At 63.8% G+C, this 19,249-nt stretch carries 13 protein-coding genes; 10 read left to right on the top strand and 3 right to left on the bottom strand.

The genetic code is table 11. From position 1 onward, the window contains the following. Nucleotides 1–6 precede the first annotated feature (6 nt). Nucleotides 7–375: a MerR family transcriptional regulator gene (locus tag F8N82_RS20870; RefSeq protein ID WP_038997136.1), complete on the bottom strand. Its 369-nt coding sequence runs from the start codon at nucleotides 373–375 to the stop codon at nucleotides 7–9. Between the two features lie 11 nt (nucleotides 376–386). Next, a complete protein-coding gene (locus tag F8N82_RS20865) occupies nucleotides 387–965 on the bottom strand; it encodes an NAD(P)H-dependent oxidoreductase (protein WP_038997135.1) in 579 nt (192 codons plus the stop codon). A gap of 151 nt (nucleotides 966–1,116) precedes the next feature. Between F8N82_RS20865 and F8N82_RS20860 the strand changes: the two genes are divergently transcribed. From F8N82_RS20860 to qhpG, 9 genes are all read left to right on the top strand, one after another. After that, nucleotides 1,117–1,746, top strand: coding sequence for a LysE family translocator (locus tag F8N82_RS20860; protein ID WP_038997134.1), 630 nt, complete (start codon nucleotides 1,117–1,119; stop codon nucleotides 1,744–1,746). A 129-nt stretch (nucleotides 1,747–1,875) separates the two neighbouring features. Further along, a complete protein-coding gene (locus F8N82_RS20855; RefSeq protein ID WP_038997133.1) occupies nucleotides 1,876–3,558 on the top strand; it encodes a fatty acid--CoA ligase in 1,683 nt (560 codons plus the stop codon). A gap of 333 nt (nucleotides 3,559–3,891) precedes the next feature. Then, nucleotides 3,892–5,778: a DUF1302 domain-containing protein gene (locus tag F8N82_RS20850; RefSeq protein ID WP_038997131.1), complete on the top strand. Its 1,887-nt coding sequence runs from the start codon at nucleotides 3,892–3,894 to the stop codon at nucleotides 5,776–5,778. Nucleotides 5,779–5,805: 27 nt separating this feature from the next. After that, nucleotides 5,806–7,170 carry a DUF1329 domain-containing protein gene (locus F8N82_RS20845; protein ID WP_038999621.1) on the top strand — a complete coding sequence of 455 codons (1,365 nt, stop codon included), beginning with the start codon at nucleotides 5,806–5,808 and terminating at the stop codon, nucleotides 7,168–7,170. 204 nt (nucleotides 7,171–7,374) lie between these two features. Next, nucleotides 7,375–10,095: a LuxR C-terminal-related transcriptional regulator gene (locus F8N82_RS20840; RefSeq protein ID WP_038997129.1), complete on the top strand. Its 2,721-nt coding sequence runs from the start codon at nucleotides 7,375–7,377 to the stop codon at nucleotides 10,093–10,095. A gap of 118 nt (nucleotides 10,096–10,213) precedes the next feature. After that, nucleotides 10,214–12,118 carry a sigma-54-dependent Fis family transcriptional regulator gene (locus tag F8N82_RS20835; protein WP_038997128.1) on the top strand — a complete coding sequence of 635 codons (1,905 nt, stop codon included), beginning with the start codon at nucleotides 10,214–10,216 and terminating at the stop codon, nucleotides 12,116–12,118. Further along, nucleotides 12,118–13,839, top strand: coding sequence for an ABC transporter ATP-binding protein (locus F8N82_RS20830; RefSeq protein ID WP_038999620.1), 1,722 nt, complete (start codon nucleotides 12,118–12,120; stop codon nucleotides 13,837–13,839). The genes F8N82_RS20835 and F8N82_RS20830 overlap by 1 nt, the downstream gene beginning before the upstream one ends. After that, nucleotides 13,829–14,503, top strand: coding sequence for a subtilisin-like serine protease QhpE (gene qhpE / locus F8N82_RS20825; RefSeq protein WP_038997127.1), 675 nt, complete (start codon nucleotides 13,829–13,831; stop codon nucleotides 14,501–14,503). The genes F8N82_RS20830 and qhpE overlap by 11 nt, the downstream gene beginning before the upstream one ends. After that, complete coding sequence (gene qhpG / locus F8N82_RS20820) at nucleotides 14,500–15,810, top strand: flavin-dependent monooxygenase QhpG (protein ID WP_038997126.1); 1,311 nt, start codon at nucleotides 14,500–14,502, stop codon at nucleotides 15,808–15,810. Before qhpE ends, qhpG begins: the two co-directional genes overlap by 4 nt. 3 nt (nucleotides 15,811–15,813) lie before the next feature. On the opposite strand, the gene F8N82_RS20815 is transcribed toward qhpG, so the two are convergent. Further along, the gene (locus tag F8N82_RS20815; protein WP_038997125.1) at nucleotides 15,814–17,307 is read right to left on the bottom strand and encodes an aldehyde dehydrogenase family protein; all 1,494 of its coding nucleotides are present in this window, start codon (nucleotides 17,305–17,307) and stop codon (nucleotides 15,814–15,816) included. 340 nt (nucleotides 17,308–17,647) lie between these two features. Between F8N82_RS20815 and peaA the strand changes: the two genes are divergently transcribed. Then, the gene (gene peaA, locus F8N82_RS20810; protein ID WP_038997124.1) at nucleotides 17,648–19,225 is read left to right on the top strand and encodes a quinohemoprotein amine dehydrogenase subunit alpha; all 1,578 of its coding nucleotides are present in this window, start codon (nucleotides 17,648–17,650) and stop codon (nucleotides 19,223–19,225) included. The last annotated feature ends 24 nt before the right edge of the window (nucleotides 19,226–19,249 follow it).

The raw sequence follows: 19,249 nt of genomic DNA, 5'->3' as shown, positions 1-19,249 counted from the left end.
ATGGGCTCAAGCGTTGTAGTCGAAGCAATCGTAATGGCTTTGCTCGAGACTGGTTTCCAGTTCGAGCAGGCCTTGATGCTGTTGCTGCAGCGCCTGGATCTGCGCCTGCAACTGGGCTTTCTTGCCGGCAATCGCCTGGCGCACCCGCTCGATCGGCAAGCCGGCCTGCTCTGCACTGACCAGCATCTGCATCTCCTTGAGGCTGAAGCCGAGCTTTTGCGCGCACTTGATCAGGCTCAGCAGAGTGACGCTCTGCTGGTCATACAGGCGATAGCTGCCCTGGCGCCTGGGCGCCGGCAACAGGCCGATGCGCTCATAGTGGCGAATGCTCTTGATGGTCGCTCCGGACAGTTGCGCGGCTTTGCCGATGTACATCGAACGTCCTGTTAATGCCGGTGAGCCAGCCTGCGCGCCTGTTGCAGCCAGGTTTCGCGTTGGCGTTCGCTCGAGCTGATGATGGGGCCAAACGTTAACGTCTTTTGCGCCCTGATTCCACAGAAGCCCAGGGTAGTACGACGCATCTGCTGCAGGGCCGGCATGCGATAGACCCAGCGGTAATACCACGGTGGCGTGTCCATGCTCACCAGCAGGTCGGCGCTGCGGCCCTTGAGCAGTTGCTCGGGGAAGGGCGAGTCGCTGCGGTACTTGAAGGCGAAGCCAGGCAGCAGGATGCGGTCGAAGAAGCCCTTGAGCAGCGCTGGAATGCCGCCCCACCAGACCGGGAAGACGAACACCAGGTGTTCGGCCCAGCGGATCAGTTGCTGGGCATGCAGCAGGTCGGGTTCCAGGGTTTGTATCTGTTGATAGCCGTCATGCAGGATCGGGTCGAAGGCCAGGCTGCCGAGCTCCAGCAGGCGGACGTCATGGCCGTTGTCGCGGGCACTGTTGAGATAGCTGTCGCTCAATGCGGCGCAGAAACTGTTAGGCGAAGGGTGGCCGAGTATCACCAGGATTCGTTTGCTCATCGAAGGCCGCTCCAGGGGCAAAAGCGCGAAGGCTAACGCCTGCCCTTAGGAGGAGAGTCAAGCCTGTTTTTGCTAGTAACGGGCTATTGCCTGACAGGGCGAAAGCGTAATGTAGCGCCCCCGATTACCTTCTTTGTCGCAAGGAGCCCCCATGTATTGGGCCGAATTTCTGACTGTCGCGTTGATTCACCTGCTGGCGGTGGCCAGCCCCGGCCCGGATTTCGCCGTGGTGGTGCGCGAGAGTGTTACCCATGGCCGGCGTGCCGGTACCTGGACGGCCTTTGGTGTCGGGACCGCGATTTTCCTGCATGTGGGCTATTCCCTGCTGGGCATAGGCTTGATCGTGTCGCAGTCGATCATGCTGTTCAATGCCCTGAAATGGCTGGCGGCCGCTTACCTGTTGTACATCGGCTTCAAGGCCCTGCGCGCCCGGCCGGCCGCGCCTGGCAGCGACAATGTCCAGGCCTCGACGGTTGAGCGCACGCCACGAGCGGCATTTGTCGCAGGTTTCATGACCAACGGCCTGAACCCCAAGGCGACGCTGTTTTTTCTGTCGTTGTTCACCGTGGTCATCAACCCGCACACGCCGCTGGCGATCCAGGCCGGCTATGGTGTGTACCTGGCCGTGGCGACCGGTCTGTGGTTCTGCCTGGTGGCCATGCTGTTCAGCCAGCAGCGGGTGCGCGCCGCTTTCGCGCGTATGGGCCACTGGTTCGACCGTACCATGGGCGCGGTACTGGTTGCCCTGGGTGTGAAGATCGCGTTCACCGAGATGCACTGACCGTGATAGTTAAACGCCACTAGTTCCTGCGCCGGCCAAATCATTCCTTTGGCTGATTTGGCCGCTGCTGTGGCGTTCTAGAGTAGGACATGTCTTGCTTAGCCTGTGCACTCTAGAAAAGGGACTCCTATGTTGCAGACTCGCGTCATTCCTCCCGCCGAGGGCGCCTACCAGTTTCCACTGTTGATCAAGCGTTTGCTGCTATCTGGCAGCCGCTACGAGAAAACCCGCGAAATCGTCTATCGCGATCAGTTGCGCTACAGCTACCTGACCCTCAGCGAGCGCATCGCGCGGCTGGCCAACGTGCTTACCGAGGCGGGAGTCAAGGCCGGTGACACCGTGGCGGTGATGGACTGGGACAGCCATCGCTACCTCGAATGCATGTTCGCCATTCCGATGATCGGCGCGGTGGTGCACACCATCAACGTGCGCCTGTCGCCGGAACAGATCCTCTACACCATGAACCACGCCGACGACCGCTTCGTGCTGGTCAACAGCGATTTCGTCGGTCTCTACCAGGCCATCGCCGGGCAATTGACCACGGTGGAGAAAACCGTGCTGCTGACCGACGGCGAGCAGAAAACCGCCGACCTGCCGAACCTGGTCGGTGAGTACGAACAACTGCTGGCGGCGGCCAGCCCGGTGTATGACTTCCCCGATTTCGACGAGAACTCGGTAGCCACCACCTTCTACACCACCGGCACCACCGGTAACCCCAAGGGGGTGTATTTCACCCACCGGCAACTGGTACTGCACACCCTGGCGGCAGCGACGGTCACCGGCAGCATCGACAGCGTGCGCCTGCTCGGCAGCAACGATGTGTACATGCCCATCACCCCGATGTTCCACGTGCACGCCTGGGGTATTCCCTACGTGGCGACCATGCTCGGGATCAAGCAGGTTTACCCCGGACGCTACGAACCGGAAATGCTCTGCGAGCTGTGGCGCAAGGAGAAGGTAACCTTTTCGCATTGCGTACCGACCATCCTGCAGATGTTGCTCAACGCCAAGGGCGCCCAGCAACAGGACTTTGGCGGCTGGAAAATCATCATCGGCGGCAGTGCCCTGAACCGCGCCTTGTATGAGGCGGCCAAGGCCCATGGAATTCAGCTGACTGCCGCTTACGGCATGTCCGAGACCTGCCCGCTGGTGTCCTGCGCCCACCTCAATGACGAGCTGCTGGCCGGTAGCGAAGACGAATGCATCACCTACCGGATCAAGGCCGGGGTGCCGGTGCCACTGGTGGAAACCGCGATTGTCGACGGCAACGGCAACTTCCTCCCGGCCGATGGCGAGACCCAGGGCGAGCTGGTGTTGCGCGCGCCGTGGCTGACCATGGGTTACTTGCGCGAAGCCGAGAAGGGCGCCGAACTCTGGCAAGGCGGCTGGCTGCATACCGGTGACGTCGCCACCCTCGACAGCATGGGCGTGATCGATATCCGCGACCGCATCAAGGATGTGATCAAGACGGGCGGCGAGTGGATCTCGTCATTGGAGCTCGAAGATTTGATTAGCCGTCACCCGGCGATCCGCGAAGTGGCGGTGGTGGGGGTTGCCGATCCGCAGTGGGGCGAGCGGCCGTTTGCCCTGCTGGTGATTCACGACGGCCAGAGCATCGACGCCAAGACGCTCAAGGAACACCTCAAGCCATTCGTGGAACTGGGGCACATCAACAAATGGGCGATCCCCAGCCAGATCGCCCTTGTTACTGAAATTCCCAAGACCAGCGTCGGCAAGCTCGACAAGAAGCGCATCCGCCTGGATATCAGCCAGTGGCAAGCCAGTAACAGCACTTTCCTTTCGACCCTGTAAAACCTGGTGGGGCGCGCCTGATCGGGCGCGACCCGCAGGCCAGACGCATGGGCGCCTTGTCAAATGACGAAATTCAGCCATTCTTCCCCCTGCCAGCGTAGTGGCCGGTCATGCAGACCACGCCAGAGGGGTTGGGATGCAAATCACACTTTAGAGGGATCAAGCAGTTCAACCTGCTGGCTATAGTCGGTTCAGGGGATTTTCAGGAACGGGGGATCGCACATGCATGTGCCCAGCCACTCGCTCGAGCAAAAGGTGCGCTCACACCGCTCGACCGATGCGTTTCTGCAAAGGACTCACTGCCATAAAAATAAAGTACATGGAGTAGCGTCGATGACATCAGCAAATCTGTTCTGGCGCCGGGCGAAACTGCCCCTGGCCGTCAGCCTCGCTTCTACGCTCGCCGGTCCTGCATTCGGCGTCAGTTTCAACATCGGTGAAATCGAAGGCTCGTTCGACTCGTCGCTGTCGGTGGGGGCGAGCTGGTCGACAGCCAGCCCGAACAAGGATCTGATCGGCGTCAACAACGGCGGCAAGGGTCTGTCGCAGACCTCCGATGACGGCCACCTGAACTTCAAGCGCGGTGAAACCTTCTCGAAGATCTTCAAGGGCATCCATGACCTGGAGCTCAAGTACGGCGATACCGGGGTATTCGTCCGTGGCAAGTACTGGTACGACTTCGAACTCAAGGATGAGCATCGCGAGTTCAAGGACATCAGCGACTCCAACCGTAAAGAGGGCGCGCAATCGTCCGGCGGGCAGATTCTCGACGCCTTCGTCTACCACAACTACTCGATTGCCGACCAGCCGGGCTCGGTGCGCCTGGGCAAGCAGGTCGTCAGCTGGGGTGAAAGTACCTTCATCGGTGGCGGTATCAACTCGATCAACCCGATCGACGTGGCCGCCTTCCGCCGCCCAGGCGCCGAAGTGAAGGAAGGCCTGATTCCGGTCAACATGTTCTATGTGTCCCAGAGCCTGACCGACAACCTCTCGGCAGAAGCTTTCTACCAGATCGAATGGGACCAGACTGTCGTCGACAACTGCGGAACCTTCTTCTCCCAACCGGACATCATTGCCGATGGCTGTGCCGACAACCTGCGCGTGCTCAACAGCAGCCGCACGGTGCCGGGCGCGGCCCAGCAGTTCCTCGCCTCCCGTGGCGTGAACATCAACGAAGAAGGCGTGCTGGTACGGCGCGGCGCGGATCGCGATGCGCGTGACAGCGGTCAGTTCGGGGTGGCTCTGCGCTATATGTACGACCCGCTGGGTACCGAGTTCGGCGCCTACTTCATGAACTACCACAGCCGTGCGCCGATCTTCAGCGCCACGGGTGCGCCGCCGTCCGTGTACGGCGGCCTGGCTGGCCTGCCGGCGGCGTTGCGGCCGTTGGCACCGCTGATCGTCGCGGGCAACTCGCAGTACTTCGTCGAGTACCCGGAAGACATCCGCCTGTACGGCCTGAGCTTCTCCACCACCCTGCCTACCGGTACCGCATGGAGCGGTGAAATCAGCTACCGTCCCAACGCGCCGGTGCAGTTGAACACCACCGACATCCTGTTCGCCGGCGTGCGTCCAATCGGTGGCGCGCTGGCCAACGCCTCCCTGCTCAATGGCGTGCCAGGGCAAGACCTGAATGGCTACCGCCGCAAGGAAGTCACCCAGTTCCAGACCACCCTGACGCACTTCTTCGACCAGGTGATGGGTGCCAGCCGTCTGACCGTGGTCGGCGAGCTGGGGGTGACCCATGTCGGCGGTCTGGAAAACGCCCGCGAAGTGCGTTATGGACGTGACCCGGTCTATGGCCCGGGCCCACTGCCAGCCACTGGCGGCCAGGATACCTGCTTGGCGCTCAACACCGGCACCATCGGCGGTGCGGGTCCGGGTGCCTCCACTGCCAACCTGAGCCGCAAGTGCGAAAACGACGGCTATACCACCAGCACCTCCTGGGGCTACCGCGCCCGGGCGATCTGGGACTACAACGACGTGTTCGCCGGGGTCAACCTCAAGCCGAACGTCGCCTGGTCTCATGACGTCTCCGGTTATTCGCCAGGCCCAGGCGGCAACTTCGAGGAAGGGCGCAAGGCGATCAGCCTGGGCCTGGACGCCGAGTACCAGAACACCTACACCACCAGCCTGTCGTACACCAATTTCTTCGACGGCAAGTACACCACCGTGGATGACCGCGATTTCATCGCTCTCAGCTTCGGCGTGAACTTCTAAGAATTCGGATTCAGGACGACCATGAAGATGAAAACAACCAAGACTCTGCTGCAAGCCGGTGTACTGGGCCTGTCCCTGTTGGCGACCAGTGTCATGGCGGCGGTTTCCGCCGACGAGGCGGCCAAGCTGGGCGCGAGCCTGACACCGATGGGCGCCGAAAAGGCCGGTAATGCCGACGGTTCGATTACTGCCTGGAAGCCGTTGGCCAAGAGCGCCGGTAGCGCCGATGCCAAGGGGTTCCTTTCCGACCCGTATGGCAACGAGCAACCGAAGTTCACCATCACCGCGCAGAACGTCGACCAGTACAAGGACAAACTGTCCCCAGGTCAGGTCGCCATGTTCAAGCGCTACCCGGACACTTTCAAGATTCCGGTGTACCCGACCCACCGGGGCGCCACCGTGCCGGATGCGGTGTTTGCCGCGATCAAGAAAAACGCCACCAGCACCAACCTGGTAGGGGGTGGCAACGGCCTGGAAAACTTCGACACCGCCGTGCCGTTCCCGATTCCGAAAAGCGGCGTGGAAGTGATCTGGAACCACATCACCCGCTACCGCGGCGGCAGCGTGACCCGCCTGGTGACCCAGGCCACGCCGCAACAAAACGGTTCGTACAGCCTGGTGTATTTCCAGGACCAGTTCGTCTTCCGTGACCGGATGAAGGACTACGATCCAGCCAACCCGGGCAACGTGCTGTTCTACTTCAAGCAGAAGGTGACGGCGCCGGCGCGTCTGGCCGGTACCGTACTGCTGGTGCACGAAACCCTGGACCAGGTCAAAGAGCCACGCAAGGCCTGGGTCTACAACGCCGGCCAGCGCCGGGTACGGGCAGCGCCACAGGTTTCCTATGACGGCCCCGGTACCGCTGCCGACGGCCTGCGCACCTCCGACAACCTGGACATGTACAACGGCGCGCCGGATCGTTACGACTGGAAGCTGGAAGGCAAGAAAGAGATGTTCATTGCCTCCAACAGCTACAAACTCGACGATCCTAAGCTCAAGTACGCCGACATCATCAAGGCCGGGCACATCAATCAGGACCTCGCCCGTTACGAGCTGCGCCGGGTATGGCATGTGGTCGCGACCCTGAAGCCGGGCCAGCGCCATATCTACGCCAAGCGTGACTTCTACATCGACGAAGACACCTGGCAAGCCGCGGTGATCGACCAGTACGACGGTCGCAACCAGCTGTGGCGCGTGTCCGAGGCCCACTCCCAGGATTACTACAACGTCCAGGTGCCGTGGTACACCCTGGAAGCCATCTACGACCTGCAGTCCGGTCGCTACCTGGCCCTGGGCATGAAGAACGAGGAAAAGAGAGCCTACGACTTCGGCTTTACTGCCTCCAAGGCCGACTTCCAGCCTGCAGCGCTTCGCCAGGAAGGTGTGCGCTAAGCTTCAAACCTCCGTGTGATCTCCCAGAACGCCCCGGCTTGCCGGGGCGTTTCTGTTTGTACGCCGTTAGCGGCCCAGGTTTGTCGTTTTTTGTTGTAGTCTTTTTTCCGCAAAGCGGGGCAATCATCTTCAAATGTGCCATTTAAACCGCTAGTCTGCCCTGATCCGTACTGCCGAAGATTCTCTAACTAAAACGAGCCGGCCATGACTGATCTGTCCCGTACGCAAGGGTTCGCCAGCCAGGCCATGAGCGTCCTGGAGGGCCGCTTCTTTCGCCCGCCATTGCCCGACGGTCACGTACCGCGCCCGCGCTTGTGCCAGCGTCTGCACGCGGGGCTCGGTGGGCGCTTGCTGCTGGTCAATGCACCGGCGGGGTTCGGTAAAAGCTCGTTGGCAGTGGAGTTCTGCCAGGGTCTGCCCAGCCATTGGAGCAGCCTGTGGCTGGGGTTGAGCCGGCGCGACAACGACCCCGGACGTTTCCTTGAGCGCCTGCTCGAAGGTTTGCAGCAGTACTGCCCGGCGCTTGGCGGCCAGGCCCTGGGCCTGCTGAAGATGCGGCAGCGGCACCAGCCGTTTGCCTTCGAAGAATGGCTCGACGGTCTGCTCGACGAGCTCGCTCGTCACCTGCAACCGCACAACCCCTTACTGCTGGTGCTGGATGACTATCATCTGGCCCAGGGCCCGGTGCTCGACCGCTGCCTGCAGTTCTTCCTCAATCACCTGCCGCCTGGCCTGGTGCTGCTGGTCACCAGCCGGCAACGGCCGGACTGGCACCTGGCGCGCCTGCGCCTGTCGCGCCAGTTGCTTGAACTCAACGAACAGGACCTGCGTCTGACCACCGATGAGTCCCTGGCCGTACTAGGCCAGCAACCGACGGTATTGCGCGGCCAGGCGCTGGACAACCTGATCCAGCGCAGCGATGGCTGGGTCGCCGGTTTGCGTTTCTGGCTGCTGGCAGCCAACGAGGCCGGTGCCGACAGCGTCTTGCCCCAGGCCCTGCACGGTGGCGAGGGACTGATTCGCGACTACCTGCTCGAAGAAGTCATCGAGATACTGCCGGTCGAAGTGCAGGGTTTTCTCTACGACACCGCCTGCCAGGAACGCTTTTGCGCCGAGCTCTGCGATGCCCTGCGCGAAAGTCATGACAGCGCCGAGATCCTCCGCTACCTGCAGGCCCATCAGGTGTTCCTGGTGCCGCTGGACGAACATGGGCGCTGGTTCCGTTATCACCACCTCTTCTCTGACCTGCTGCGCAGCCGTCAGGCCAGCCTGCCACTGTCGAGCCTGCATTTACGCGCCTGTCGCTGGTTCCACGGCCAGGGCCTGCTCGATGAAGCGGTGGAGCAGGCCCTGCGTGCCGGGCATCTGGACGTGGCCGCCAACCTGGTGCAGAACCTGTCCGAAGAACAACTGCTGGCCGAACAGAACGTCGGCATGCTCCTGCGCTGGAAGATGGACCTGCCCGACAGCCTGCTGATCAGCACGCCGCGGCTGATCGTGCTGTACAGCTGGGCCCTGGGCCTGGCCGGGCAGCTGGATGCCGCCGAAGAGCTGGCCAGCCACCTGAGCCGCTTCTTGCCGGCGCCTTCGGCCACCGCACAGAAATCCATGCTGGCCCAATGGCTGGCGCTCAGCGGGGTGATCGCCCGTGGCCGCGGCGACCGCCAGCGGACCCTCCAATACTGCTCCGAAGCGCTTAACAGCTTGCCGTTCAAACGTTACGGGCAGCGCCTGGTGTGCCTCTCGACTTTGTCCAACCTGGCCATTGCCGATGCTGACTTCTGGCGTGCCCGTGGCTGGAACCGCGAGGCGCTGGAGCTGGCCCAGCGGGTTGGCAATCCCCTGTTCGAAGCCCTGGCCCATTACGACCGGGCGCGGGTACTGCACGCCCGAGGCGAAGTGTTGCGCGCCCTGGATGAAGTCCGCCAGGGCCTGCAACGCCTGCAGGGTTTGTCGGCGCAACGGTTGTACGCGGCGCGCGCACGGCTGACCCTGTACGAGGGCTACCTGCTGGCGGCCCGGCTGCAACCGGAAGCCGGGCGTAACCGCCTGCGCGCCGGCCTGATCGAGGCACGCGCCTGTCGTGACATCAGCGTACTGATCGGCCATTGCGTGATTGCTTCGCTCGATGGCCGCGAAGGGCGCTTCGCCGAAGCTTTCGCCGAACTTGCCGAAGCCGAGCGGCTGATGCACATCTGGGATGTGCCGCCGATTTTCTATCTGGCGATGATCACCCTGGTCAAATGCGAGTTGTGGCTGGCCCAGGGCCGTACCGATCTGGCCGAGTCCTGGCTGCTGCGCCTGGGCCAGACTTACGGCGGCGAACAGGCGGCTGCCGCTCCCGAGTTCCACCCGTTGTTGCCGCTGCATATCGAACTGCAGCAGGCTTTGCTCGAACGCACCCAGGGCCGGCTCGAGCAAGCCGGGCGGCGCTTGCAGGGGTTGGTGGAACGCGGCCAGGCCAGCGGCGGGCAGATGTTGTGTGTCACTGCGCTGTGCCAATGGATGGTTCTGCTGCTGGCCAGCAATAACGAGGTACAGGCGCGGGGCCTGTTGATCCTGGCCCTGGAGTCCGCGCGCGGCGGCGCCCTGCAACCCTTCCAGCGGCTGTTGCAGGATCACCCTAAATGGCTGCGCGAGCAGTTGCTGCAAAACCCTCAAGGGCCTGCCCAAAACAGCTTGCTGGGCTTGCTGCCGACGTTTGAACCGGTCGAGTCGACGGCGGGCAACGAGTCGTTGAGCAGCCGCGAGATGGCGGTGCTGGAGCTGATCGCCCAAGGTTGTTCGAACCAGGAAATCAGTGAGCGTCTGTTCATTTCCCTGCATACGGTGAAAACCCACGCCAGCCACATCAACGCCAAGCTTGGCGTCGAGCGTCGGACCCAGGCGGTGGCCCGGGCCAAATCCCTGGGGATGTTGCAATAGTGATACCCGGTGATTGCAGCGCAACCGCCCTTGACGTAAAAGGAAGGCAGCCGCTTGCCCCGCCGACCTTTGCTGGCGTGGGTCTTGCTTGAATCGGGATACCGATCCGGAGCAGCCGATGAGCCCGCAAAAAACAACAACGATTGCACTACCTGCCAGTACACGCCGGGCCCGGGAAATGCTCGCGGTGGACGGCCAGGTGCCGGAAGGCGTGCTGCGTGCCGAAATCGACGCTTCCTGGCGGCGCAGCCTTGATCATGGCGTCGGTGTGCACAGCCACAATGAGCTCGGTCTGGCGCCGATCGCCAACCTTGATTTGTTACTGGCCAACAACCGCCTGCTGCTCGATGCCGCCACCGCCGAGCTCGATTACTTGAGTGGGCACCAGGGCCAGGACGCCTTGATCATCCTGGCCAACGCCGATGCGACCATCCTCGCCGTCGAAGGCCCGGCCGAGGTGGTGCGCCACAGCACCGAGGCGGGGATTGCCCCAGGCACCCGCTGGAGCGAAGCCGAACGCGGTACCAATGCCCTGGGCACGGCGCTGGTGGAGGCGCGCACGGTGCAGATTGATTGCGGTGAACATTTTCTCGAACGGCTCAGCGATTATTCCTGTACCTCAGTGCCGATCCACTGCCCACAAGGCGATCTGTTCGGCGTGCTCGACCTGACGCGCCAGGGGCCCCTGGGCCGCTTGCAAGACCGTACCGCCTTGCTCGCCCTGGCGGTCAGCCAGATCGAAGGCAAGCTGTTCACCAGCAGTTATCCGCAGCACATCGTGCTGGCCTTCCACAGCCGCCGGCAATACCTCGGTTCGCCCTGGCAGGGCCTGCTGGCGTTGGGGCTGGACGGGCGTATCCTGGCCGTCAGCAACCAGGCCTGCCAACTGCTCGGCAGCCGCCGCGACGAGCTGCTCGGCCAGCACTGCGACAGCCTGCTCGGCATGCGCCTGGAGCAGTGGCTGGCACGGGTGCAACTGGGCAAGGTCGAGAGCATCGAAACGGCCAAGGGCGGTTTTTTCTACAAGACCCTGCAGGTGCCGCAACGGCCGCTGAGTATTACCCTGGCGCCTGCGCGCCCGCCTCGGCAAAGCCCTCAACAGCCAGACCTGGAGCGCCTGGGCGCGGGCAACAGCCGCCATGCCCGGGCGTTGCGCATGGCCCGCCAAGGCTTGGCCAACGGCCTGCCGGTGGTGCTGTTGGGCGAGACCGGCAGCGGCAAGGAGGTGGTTGCCCGCGCCCTGCATCAGGACAGCGCGCGCGCCGACAAACCGTTCGTGGCGGTGAACTGCGCGGCGATCCCTGAAGGCCTGATCGAATCGGAGCTGTTCGGCTACCGCGAGGGGGCGTTCACCGGCTCGCGGCGTGGCGGCATGATCGGGCGCCTGCAGCAGGCCCATGGCGGCACGCTGTTTCTCGACGAAGTTGGCGATATGCCGCTGGCCTTGCAGGCGCGCTTGTTGCGGGTGTTGCAGGAGCGCAAGGTGGCGCCGCTGGGCGCAGGCCAGGAGCAGGACCTGGACATTGCGCTGATCTGCGCCACCCACCGCGACCTCAAGGCCCAGGTGCAAAGCCAGCAGTTTCGTGAAGACCTTTATTACCGTATCCATGGCATCAGCGTGCAACTGCCGGCCCTGCGTGATCGCGAAGACCTTGCGGCGCTGGTGCGCAACCTGCTGGATCACCTCGGCGGCCACGGCGTCGAGCTTTCGTGTGAACTGAGTGCACTGTTTGCCGACTATCACTGGCCGGGCAACATTCGTCAGCTGGAGATGACCTTGCGCTTGTTGCTGGCCATGCGTGAAACCGATGAACAGGAACTGGGCCTGGATCATCTGCCCGACAACCTGCTCGATGAGTTGCGCGACAGTGCCCAGCCGCCCGGCACCAGCATGCGCGAAAGCCAGAGTGTGCTGATTCGCCAGGCCCTGGAGCGCCATGCAGGCAATGTCACCGCAGCAGCCGAAGCCCTGGGCATCAGCCGCGCAACCCTGTACCGCAAGCTCAAGCAGACGCAGCCTTGATCCAGCGCCTGCTGGCCCGCTTGATCGACCATGCCGACCCGCCGGCACTGGATGCGGCGCTGCGCTGGTTGTACGGCTTCGTTCGCCCGCAGCGTCTGGCGATCGCCGGTTTGCTCGGCTTGTCGCTGTGCGCCACCTTGTTGGTGCTGGTGCAGCCGTGGCTGACCAAGCTGCTGATCGACGATGGCCTGCTTGCGCGCGATTTTCCCACCCTGGCAACCATTGCCGGCCTGATGGTGGTGGCCGGGATCCTCGGCACCCTGTTGTCCGGGCTCAACCGTTACCTGCATACGCGCCTGTCCGGGCGCATGCTGTTTGCCTTGCGCGACGAGATCTACCGGCACCTGCAGGGCCTGTCGCCGAGCTTCTACGGCAAGCGGCGGATTGGCGACCTGATGTCGCGCCTGGATGGCGATGTCGCCGAGATCCAGCGCTTTGCCGTCGACTCGTTGTTCTCGGCCGTGTCCAGTGTCATTGGCCTGGTCTGCGCCCTGGCGATGCTGCTGGCGCTGTCGTGGCAGCTGTCGTTGCTGGCGCTGTTGCTGATTCCCCTGGATGTCTTGTGGCTGCGCTGGATGCGGCGCAAGGTCGAACGGGAAGTGCGCCAGTTGCGTGAGCGTTCGGCGGATGTTTCCTCGTTTCTGGTCGAGACCTTGCCGGCGATGAAGTTCATCCAGGCCGCTGGCCAGCAGCAACGCGAGGCCCGACGCCTGGACGGTCTGGGGCAGGGCTACATGAACCAGCTGCTGCGGGTGCAGGTCACCGAGTTCTTTACCCAGGCGGTGCCTGGCACCCTGACCTCGCTGTCGCGTGCCTGTGCCTTTCTGGTCGGTGGCTACTGGGTCGTGCAGGGCACCTGGCAACTGGGCGCGCTGATCGCTTTTTCCACCTACCTGGGCATGGCCGTAGGGCCGGTGCAGAGCCTGCTGGGCTTGTATGTGGCGATGCAGCGCATGAGCGTCAGCCTTGGCCGGGTCATGGAATTGCGCGGCGAAGTGGCGCAGGTCAGCAGCCCTGCGCAACCGCTGGCGGTGCCGGCGCGAGCGGATCTGCAGCTGCAAGGCGTGAGCTTCGCCCATCCGGGGCGGCCGCCGTTGCTGTGCGAGGTGCAGGCCGATATTCCCCACGGCAGCAAGGTGGCTTTGAGTGGCGCTTCCGGGGTCGGCAAGACGACATTGATCGACCTGCTGCAGCGCTTCTACGACCCGCAGGCCGGGCGCATCCTGCTCGGCGGTTGCGACCTGCGCGAGCTGGACCTGTTCGAGCTGCGTCGACGGGTGGCCGTGGTCAGCCAGGACATCGTGCTGTTTCGTGGCAGCCTGGCGGACAACATCGCCTATAGCGTGCCCGAAGCCAGCCGCGAGGCGATTGGCGAAGTGGCGCGCCTGGCGCAACTGGACAGCCTGATCGCGAGCTTGGCCGAAGGCCTCGACAGCCCTTTGGGCGAGCGCGGCCAGCAGTTGTCCGGTGGTCAGAAACAGCGCATCGCCATTGCCCGCGCGTTGCTCCAGGACCCGCTGATCCTGGTGCTGGATGAGGCCACCTCGGCAGTCGATGAAGCCACCGAGCGGGAAGTCATCGCCGCCATCGACGACCTGTTCAGTCAGCGTACCCGCATCCTGATCAGCCATCGTCCTTCAACCCTGGCCGATGCCGATGTGCGTCTGGAACTGCGCGACGGCCAACTGCGCGTGCGCCAGGGGCAGCCCGATGAAGCCTGAACTGCTGGTCGGTGTGGTCGACAGTGGGCATGCGCCGGGTACGGCCAACATTGTTGCCTCGTGCCGCTTCGAGCTGGGTAGCCTGGGGGTTGATGCCAGTGAGAGCATTGCCGATGCCCTCGGCCATGGCTCGGCGGTTGCCGCGGCCATCGCTTTACGGGCGAGCGAGGCAGGTTTGTGCATCGCGCAGGTGTTCGATCAGCGCGGGGTAACCAGCGCCTTGCAGGTCGCGGCGGCTATCGATTGGCTGCTGGAATGCAAAGTACGCCTGATCAACCTCAGTCTGGGCCTGCGTGAAGATCGCCTGGCCTTGCGCCAGGCTTGCCTGGCGGCGGTCGACGCCGGGGTGCTGGTGTGTGCATCGAGCCCGGCCCAGGGCGCGCCGGTGTTTCCGGCGGCCTATCCGGGTGTGGTGCGGGTCACCGGTGACGCTCGCTGCGCGCTGGATCAATGGTCGTGGCTGGGCTCGCCTCAGGCTGATTTCGGCGCTTGTGTGCGTAGCGCCGATGCACGCTTGTCTGGCGCCAGCCTTGGATGTGCGGCATTGACCGGGCATATCGCCGGCTACCTGCAACGGCAGCCGACGGCCAATAACCAACAACTGCTCGACTGGTTGCATGAGCAGGCCAGCTATCGCGGCAGCGAACGCCGAGGCGAGCCATGAGCCGGGTGCTGATTCTAGGCGCCGGTCCCGCGGGTGCTGCCGTGGCGCTGGGCTTGCGCCGGCTGGGCCATGAGGTGTGCGTGGTCAGTGAGTGGCGGCGCTTTGCGGCCCTGGAAGGGGTGTCGCAACGGGTGCTTGAAGGCCTGCGTGGTGCCGGGCTGCAAAAGGCACTGCAGTGCGCCAGTGGCGCTTCATTGCGCCAGGTGAGCTGGAATGGCGAGATTGCTGCACGCAATCATGAGTACCTGCTCGATCGACCGACATTCGACCGCGGGCTGCGCGCTGACCTGCATGCTGCCGGTGTCACCTTGATAGAAGCGCGGGTGCTGACGGTTCAGCGTGACCATGGGCGCTCAATTGTGCAGCTCGATGGCGCGCCTGAACTGTCGGCTGACTTTATCGTCGAGGCGCGCGGCCGGCAGGCGCCGCAGGCGGACAAAGACGCCCAGGGCAAAGCCTGGCGCGGGCCGCAAACCCTCAGTTTGCTCAACCGCTGGCAAGGCTCGCCCGGCGCTGCTGTCAGTGCGCTGGAGAGTGTGGCCGATGGCTGGGTGTGGATGGCTCGGCAAGCCGACGGGCGTTGCTACTGGCAGATGACCCTGGATGTCGCCAGCAGCGCATTGCCAGGTAAAGACGGGCTGCTCGACTACTGTCGCCAGCGCCGCCAGCAGTCGCAGTTTGCCCAGCGCTTTTTTGCCGACGCTCAAGAGCACGACCTGCAATTACATGCCCGCAGCAGCACGGCAATCTTGTCGCGGCACAGCTGTGGCGATGGCTGGATTCGGGTTGGCGATGCCGCCATGGCCGTTGACCCCTTGTCGGGTAACGGTATTTTCCAGTCATTGTCGTCGGCCTTGCAGGCCCCGGCGGTGATCAACACCTTGCTCAGCCTGCCCGAGCGTGCCGTCTTGGCCCGTCAGTTTCATCAGCAGCGGGTGGAGCAATTGTTCTGGCGTTTTGCGCGCATGGGCCGCGACTTCTATGCCCAGGAGCAACGTTGGCGCGGGCAGCCATTCTGGCAAGCCCGAAGTGGCTGGCCGGATGCCCAGCCGCTGCATCCGCCCACCGATTTCGCTGCCTTGCAGGTGCAATGGGCGCCGGTGCTACGCGACGGCCTGGTGGACCGCGCGCAGGTGGTGGTCAGCCCCGATCAACCCTTGGGCATCTGGCACTTGCAGGGCGTGGAGCTGGCGCCGCTGCTCAGCCGCCTGCGGCATGAGCCGGCCGTGCAGGTGCTGGCCGGCCTTGCGCCCGAGCAGGCGCAGCAGGTGCGCCGCTGGCTGCTCAGTCAGGGCTATCGGCCCTGAGGGTTACAGTTTGATCAGCACCGACTTGAGCTCGGTGTAGTGCTCGATAGCTGCCGCGCCCATTTCCCGACCCACCCCGGACATTTTGTAGCCGCCGAACGGCAGGGCCGGGTCGAGGGCGCTGTGGCAGTTGACCCACACCGAGCCGGAACGGATCTGCGGGATCATCCGGTGCACCGCGCCGAGGTTGTTGGACCAGATACTCGCACCCAGGCCGTAGGGGCTGTCGTTGGCCATGCGAATGGCATCAGCCTCGTCATCGAACGGAATGGCCACCAGCACCGGACCGAAGATCTCTTCCTGCACCAGCGAGTGACGCTGATCGACATCGACGATCACTGTCGGCTTGACGAAATAACCGGGGCCGAACTGTTCGCCACCGCAGGCGATGGTCGCACCGCTGCTGCGGCCTTGCTCGATGTAGTCGTAGACGCGTTTCTGTTGGCGCGCGGAAATCAGCGGGCCCATGTCCACGCTTGGGTCCAGGCCGTTACCGAGCTTCATGGCATTGGCGATGCCGGCGATATCGGCCACCACATTGTCGAAGTGCTTGCGCTGCACGTACAGGCGCGAACCGGCGCAGCACACCTGGCCCTGGTTGAAGAAGATCGCGCTGGCGGCGCCGGCGGCAGCCGTGGCCAGGTCGGCGTCGGCCATGACGATGGTCGGTGATTTGCCGCCCAGTTCCAGAGTCACCCGGGTCATGGAGTCCATGGCGATCTTGCCGATGGTCTTGCCCACGGCGGTGGAGCCGGTGAAGGTCAGCTTGTCGACCAGGGGGTTGCGGGTCAGGGCGTCGCCGGCGACCAGGCCGGTGCCGGTCACCACGTTGAACACACCCGCCGGGTAGCCCGCTTCCAGGACCAGCTCGGCCAGCTTGAGTACGCTCAACGGGGTTTCATCCGCCGGCTTGAGCACCATGGTGCAACCGGTGGCCAGGGCCGGGCCGAGTTTCCAGCAGGCCAGCAGCAGCGGGAAGTTCCAGGCGACGATGGCACCGACCACGCCCACCGCCTCACGGCGGACGAAACCGTGGAACTGATCGGCGGGCATCAACGGCATCGACACCTCGACGGTACTGCCTTCGATCTTGGTTGCCCAGCCGGCCATATAGCGCAGGAAGTCGATCGACAGCTGCACGTCCATGGCCCGGGCCACTACCGCACTCTTGCCGTTGTTCAGGCATTCGAGCTGGGCGAGGATTTCGCCGTCGCGCTCGAGCAGGTCGGCCAGGCGCCACAGCAGGTTCTGCCGCTCGCGTGGGCGGGTTCGGCTCCAGGCGGAATCATCGAAGGCCTGGCGTGCGGCGAGTACCGCGCGGTCGACATCGGCCGGGGTGGCAGCGGGCACCTCGCAGAGGTTTTCGCCGGTGGCTGGGTTGCGCAGGGTCAAGCGGGCGCCATCGCTGGAGTCGACCCAGTCGGCGCCGATCAGCATGCGTGGGGCGCGGCGAAGGAAGGCTTCGACGTCAGGGTGCAGGGGGGCAGTGGTGGACATGGCAAACCTCGTTGTTGTGAGTGAGTGCCGGGTGTTCGCAACGCTTGTGCCAAGGTGGCGAAGTCCCTGTTTTCAGGCGCCGAGGAGCCCGGATGGCAGGGGGTGGAAGGGAGGCTGCGTCTCATTTTGAGACAGCGTTGAGACGCACCTGAGATATGAAGGGTAGAGCCCAAACGCCTGTCGCAGAGTGTTACAGCTGTCGCGAAATTAAACGCCGTCACTGCTCAGGGATCGGTGCAAAGCCCTGAAATCAAGGCTGCCGGGTCTTGGCACACAATATGTATCGTCTGCTCAAGCGCGATAACGATAAGAACAATATCCCGTGGGAGGTCAGAGATTGATGAAGAGAACACTCCGCGTCGCCAGTGCCAGTGGCCTGCTGGCACTGGTTGCAGGGCTGGCCCTGCAGCCACAGTTGAGCCAGGCCCGTGAGGCCCAGGCGATCCTGCGCGAAACTTGTCAGGGTTGCCATCTGCCCGAGGGCGACAACGCCTATAGCCGCATCAGCCATCAGCGCAAGACCCCCGAGGGCTGGCTGATGACCATCGCGCGGATGCAGACCATGCACCAGGTGCAGATCAACGACGAAGACCGTCGCACCCTGGTCAAGTACCTGGCCGATACCCAGGGCCTGGCGCCGAGCGAAACCGAGGGGGTGCGCTACGCCCTTGAGCGGCGCCTGAACACCGTCGAGCAGTTCGACGACCAGACCAAACAGATGTGCGGCCGCTGCCACTCTGGTGCGCGTCCGGCCTTGCAACGGCGGCCGGCGCAGGAGTGGCAGCACCTGGTGAACTTCCACCTGGGGCAATGGCCTTCGCTTGAATACCAGGCGCTGTCCCGCGACCGTGACTGGCTCGATTTGGCCCTCAAGGACATGGTGCCGCTCCTGGCCAAGCGTTATCCGCTGGACAACCCGGCCTGGCGTGACTGGCAGCAGGCGATGCCCAAGGCCGGCGCGCTGGCTGGCGACTGGAGCTTCAGCGGTCACCTGCCGGGCAAGGGTGAGCTCAACGGGGTGATGAAGGTCAGCGCCCAGCCGGGTGACCGGTTCACGGTCAGCGTCGACGGCCAGTACGCCGACGGCACGCCGTTCAAGGGGCAGGGCAGCGCAGTGCTGTACAGCGGCTACGAATGGCGCGGCAGTGTCAGCATCGATGGCGTCAGCATGCGCCAGGTGTTCAGCGTCAATGGCGGTGAGATGAAAGGGCGGATGTTCGACAAGATTCACGACGAACGCGGCCTGGACTTTGTCGCCGCGCGCCAGGACCAGCCACGCTTGCTGGCCGTCCAGCCGGGCTACCTCAAAGCCGGCAGTGAAGCGCAGATCAGCCTGATCGGCAGCGGCTTGTCCGGCACGCCACGCTTTGGCGCTGGCATCGAGGTGCTCGAGGTGCTTGAGCAGAGCCCGCAGCGCATCAAGGTGAGGGTCAAGGCCGCAGACAGCGCGGTGGCCGGTGTGCAGACGGTCGCTGTCGGCAAGCTCGATGGCCCGCAACTGGCGATCTACCGCGACATTGCGCAGGTCAAGGTGGTCCCGGCGTTCTCGGTGGCGCGTATCGGTGAGGGCGGCGGTTCCACGCCCAAGGTCCAGGGCCGGTTCGATGCCGAAGCCTGGGGGGTGGGCGCCGATGGCAAGCCGTATCGCATTGGCCTGTTCCCGGCCAAATGGCGCGTCGAACCGTTCGATGAACGTGCCCGTGAAGACCAGGACGTCAAGTTCGCCGGCACCATGCAGGCTGACAGCGGGGTCTTCACCCCGGGCGATGCCGGGCCGAACCCGGCGCGCAAGATGTCGACCAATAACGCCGGCAATCTCAAGGTCATCGCTGCGGTCAGCGATGGCGGCAAGGCGCATACCGGTGAAGGCCAGATGATCGTGACCGTGCAGCGTTGGAACAACCCGCCCATCCCGTAAGGGCGGTGAAGTATCCAGGCCACC

The sequence above is a fragment of the Pseudomonas fluorescens genome, assembly GCF_902497775.2.
In the GTDB taxonomy this organism is placed as follows: domain Bacteria; phylum Pseudomonadota; class Gammaproteobacteria; order Pseudomonadales; family Pseudomonadaceae; genus Aquipseudomonas; species Aquipseudomonas putida_F.
This window is presented reverse-complemented; position numbering and strand designations above follow the sequence as displayed.